Here is a 4436-nt window from a genome sequence, read left to right on the forward strand (position 1 = left end):
ATGACCGCATTAATGACCGCCGCCGTATTTTCAGCCTTAAGCCTGAATGCCTGTGGCGGTTCGGAGAAAAGCATGAGTATCCAAGAGCAGACCGAAGCAAGATTTCAATTGAACCCCAATCCCAAGCAGGCATACCGCCTTAGAATTAAAATTAACGATGCACCAGGTCCGTTGAAATTGACGGAGAAATTTGGAATTGACTATAAAGCCGAAAACTGTTCTTATGTTATTAATCATATTGAGGGTGCAACTGCGAATCCTGAAAAAGATGTAGAAATACCAGTTCGTCAGCTTGGAGAGTTTGAATATGAAACAGTGATTTATGTAGATGCAGTGATGGATGAAGATTATTTTGGTGAAGGTGTTTGTCATTGGAAACCGCAAGGATTCGGCGTGGCTTTCAAGGCAACAGGAAATATTGAAGAAACCAAATTCAATTTTGGGAATTTTTTAGATACTCTGATGGAGAGAAAAACGTTGACTAAGTATTATTAGAAGGGAAGTTATCCCTATTCGAGGAATGAGGACGGTTCTATTTTTATACGAAGTGATGGAGTTGGCTTCACTGATTGGGGAGATCCTTTGGATAAAATTCCCGTTGAAAGACGAAAGGATTTATTTAGTATTACTCTTACGCTCGAGGAGATTTAATTATGAGTAATATTACTAAACAACAACAGGCTGACCTTGCGGTAGATGCTTATCAAACTCGACAAATAACCAAACCTGACGAAACTATTAACATAGGAGGTAATCACTACAAAGTCTTGGCCGTCCGCAACAACCCTGTAACAGACTACTAAGGTACGGGTGTACCAAGATGTCCGAACAAATGAAATTGTCGTTGCCCACCGAGGAACGGCAAGCGTTACGGATGGTATCATCGACCTTGCGATGGTGATCAACAGTGTCAACTATCAGGCTGCTGAATCGAAAAAACAATGTCTATATTGTCAAGAACAGTTATGAAATATTTTAAAAATCTGTCAACTAAAAAGTTGTTATCTTTTTTCTCATTATTTGTGCTTTCCAGTTGCACCCCTTCTTCCGTAATCAGTGATGAGGATTGGAAAAAAGCTGAAAACACTCCCCTGCCGTTTTCTTATATTGCACCTAATGCACACTACATATGTATCCAAAGTTCATACCAACCTTATGAGGATTTTATTTCTTCAAACCATCTGCCACGTATTCCCGAAAAAGAGTTTTCCATGCTGACACAGGACGGACAGGAAATTTGGTGGTTGTTTTCGACTGACGGAAAAGTACAGGAAAAACGGTTTAATGGAGGGAAATATCCTAAAATTTCTCAAAATCAAAGTTTTTGTGCCAATTTACAAAATGCTTGCTTATCTGTTGATAAAAGGTCGTCTGAAAAACATTATTATATAAGTCCATGTAGTTAGTTTGATTTGAGAATAAAGGAACTAAATGTGAAATTTAAAATGACTCTAGGTTGGAAGGTTTGGTGTTTGGCAGTATTGTTGTTTACTGCATTCATGAGTTTGAGCGTACTGTCTTCTTCTTTATCGGGGACACAATTAAAGCTAACTCCTGGGCAGGAAGTGCAATGGCAGGTTTGGAGGCCTTTTGATACTGATGAAATTCCCTTAAAATTGGGATTTCGAGTTGATGATTCCAATTATGGAACTGAAAAATGGGAAAAACGCAGTAGGGATTTGGGAGATTGTGATTATTTCGTTAAAACAGAAAAACGTATCTGTCAAGGTGAACCGGTAATAATTGATATTGTTTTAAATAATGGTAAAACCTGCCGTATGGAAGCTATGAATGAATCATCATCAAGTACAAATATGAAATGGAGGAATTTGTCTCCAGTTTGGTCATGCGCTGAATTGGCCGAAAAATCAGGCAATAACCACTGGCAGGCTAAGGTAGTTTCGGTAAGTCCTGTATTAGCTGGTGAAGTGGTGGAAATTCAAGCAGATGCACCATTAGGACTTAAAGAAATACACGGCTCTGATTATACATGGATGATTTTAGTAATTTTTTGGCCGATATATGTAGGCATACTGATATTATGGGCTGTCGTATTATGGTGTATAAACCGGCGTAAAAAAAGATGAGTGTAAGATTTCCTTGTCCTGATAATTATCGGTAAGTTTTATTTGACTGGGTATAGTATTATTTGAAAGTATTGAATTATTTTTGAAAGGAGGCGTATGAAATATTTTAGAAAATTATTATTAATAACATTATTGTCTGCTTTCTCGTTACCTACCTTAGGGAAAAAACCTGATTTTTCAGGCGAATGGTACTATCACACAACAAATGACTCTCGTGAATATATAGGAAATTTTATATTTAAACAACGTGGAAATATGATAGTAGGAGAGTGGGCAGAAGGTTCTCCGCAGGGAATGGGTAACACGGGAAAATTAAAAGGCATTATTAAGGGAAATAAACTTTATGTCCGATATTGCAATATAAACTCAGATTGGCGAGCTATATGTCCTAACTATGATAAGGAGGAAGAATATTTTATTTTTAACGATAAAAAACTGGTTAGATATAAATTGGTTGGTGAAAAATATATCAAATCAGATACTTTAACTAAGTAAAAATAGAAAGTCTAATAAGGATGTTTATATGAATAGTAAAGATCTATCAAATTCTGATTTCCAGGCAATTGCCTATTTTGCAATTGGAGTAACTTCCGAAGGTTCTATTGGCAATCGAGAAGTTGCTTGCTGTAGAAATCAGTAGCGTTGTTTACAGTATTTCCAAGAGAATACTGAAACATGAACATGCACAAAAACACCCGCCTCACTCCGCACCACCGCCAAGCCATTTGGCTGGCCTACACGCAGGAAAAGGAAAGCGTTACCTCCCTGGCACGCCGCTACCAAGTCAGCCGCGTCACCATTTACCGCGCACTTAAAGCTGCAAGAGGCAGGCTGCTCAAACCCCAAACCAGTACCAACAACCGTTTCAAACAGGCAAAGTACGGAATGAAACGCCTGACCAAGGTAGAACGCGGCATTCAGGAAAAACTCAAAAGGCAGGCCAAACGCTACAATAAATCCTACCCCAGAGAGCTGGTACATCTCGATACCAAACGGCTGCCGCTGCTCAAAGGACAGAAAGCCACCGATAAGCGGGATTACCTGTTTGTCGCCATCGACGATTTCTCAAGGGAGCTATACGCCGCCATTTTGCCGGACAAAACCGCAGACAGTGCCGCCAAGTTTCTGACCGAACACCTGATTGATCCCTGCCCATACCTGATTGAGTGCGTTTACTCCGATAACGGTACGGAATATAAAGGCTCGGCCAAAACACTGTAAAGCCGCACCGCAGTTTGAACGGGGATACGCTGTTTGAGGTCTTGCAGGCTTATTTTTCTCAACCTGTGGTGTAAACAACGCGATGATTTCCTACATGCCTACAATTTCCGCGCTGTCCCAAAATTTGCCGTTTGTCCGTTATCCATTTTCAAATCTACTATTTCCATTATAATGAAGGTCGTCTGAAAACCATTTTGCAAGTTTGTCAGAATTGTTTTCAGACGACCTTTTTATTGTCCCAAGAAGGGAAATTTGATGAAACCCATAACCGCCTTAATGACCGCCGCTGTCTTTTCAGTCCTAAGTCTGAATGCCTGTGGCAGTTCGGAGAAAAGTATGAGTATCCAAGAGCAGACCGAAGCAAGATTTCAGCTAAACCCCCATCCCAAACAGGCATACCGCCTTAAAATCAAAATTAACGATGCACCCGGACCGTTGAAGTTGATGGGGAGTATGAGTGTAGGTTATGGAGCAAGGAATTGCTCGTATATTATTAATCGCATTGAAGGAGTGGCTGCCAATCCGGAAAAAGATTTGGAAATTGAAGTTCGCCAGCTAGGGGAGTTTGAATACGAAGCCATTGTCTATACTGATGCAATGCAGGATGAAAATTACTTTAATGAAGGTGTCTGCCATTGGCAGATAGAGGGATTCGGCTTGGGTTTTAAAGCAACAGGAGAGCCATCAGAGACTAGATTTAGTTTTGGAAATATTTTCAATGATTTGATAGAGAAAAAAACATTAACCAAATATTATTGGAAATGGTCATATCCTTATTTTACACGGGAAGATGGTTCCATTTCTCCGGATTTTGTCAATTTCGGCATTACCTCTCCTGAATTGTATAGTGCCGAAGAACATAAAGAAATGTTTACCATAACTGTAACCCTTGAGGAAATTCAATCATGAGTAATATTACTAGACAGCAGCAGGCCAATCTTGCAGTAGACGCCTGCAATACCTGTGCCTTTACCGTTAATCTGTCGACAAATTCGCTTATACATAACTTCCGCTATAATTGAGGCCGTCTGAAAACCTTTTGTATTTGGTTTTCAGACGGCCTTTGCCAGCCCAAGAAGGGAAACCCGATGAAACCGATGACCGCATTAATGACCGCCGCCGTATTTT

General features: G+C 40.0%; 6 protein-coding genes and 1 pseudogene. All 7 read left to right on the plus strand.

All coding sequences use genetic code 11. The features are described from left to right. A partial coding sequence (locus HMPREF2661_RS08510) for a hypothetical protein (RefSeq protein ID WP_283140443.1) occupies positions 1 to 495 on the plus strand: 495 nt, incomplete at its 5' end. A gap of 158 nt (positions 496 to 653) precedes the next feature. Further along, positions 654 to 803, plus strand: coding sequence for a hypothetical protein (locus HMPREF2661_RS11680; protein ID WP_199900473.1), 150 nt, complete (start codon positions 654 to 656; stop codon positions 801 to 803). A 162-nt stretch (positions 804 to 965) separates the two neighbouring features. Continuing rightward, positions 966 to 1406, plus strand: a complete 441-nt coding sequence (locus HMPREF2661_RS11475; protein ID WP_141759996.1) for a hypothetical protein — start codon at positions 966 to 968, stop codon at positions 1404 to 1406. Positions 1407 to 1433: 27 nt separating this feature from the next. Further along, entirely contained in the window at positions 1434 to 2087 is a 654-nt protein-coding gene (locus HMPREF2661_RS08515) for a hypothetical protein (protein ID WP_070823372.1), read from the plus strand. Positions 2088 to 2183: 96 nt separating this feature from the next. Beyond that, positions 2184 to 2582 (plus strand): hypothetical protein, encoded by a 399-nt coding sequence (locus tag HMPREF2661_RS08520; RefSeq protein ID WP_070823374.1) that lies wholly within the window; start codon positions 2184 to 2186, stop codon positions 2580 to 2582. A 180-nt stretch (positions 2583 to 2762) separates the two neighbouring features. Continuing rightward, positions 2763 to 3382: pseudogene (locus HMPREF2661_RS08525) on the plus strand (DDE-type integrase/transposase/recombinase). A 181-nt stretch (positions 3383 to 3563) separates the two neighbouring features. Beyond that, complete coding sequence (locus HMPREF2661_RS08530) at positions 3564 to 4217, plus strand: hypothetical protein (RefSeq protein ID WP_084824325.1); 654 nt, start codon at positions 3564 to 3566, stop codon at positions 4215 to 4217. Positions 4218 to 4436 lie beyond the last annotated feature (219 nt).

This window comes from Neisseria sp. HMSC061B04 (assembly GCF_001836705.1).
In the GTDB taxonomy this organism is placed as follows: domain Bacteria; phylum Pseudomonadota; class Gammaproteobacteria; order Burkholderiales; family Neisseriaceae; genus Neisseria.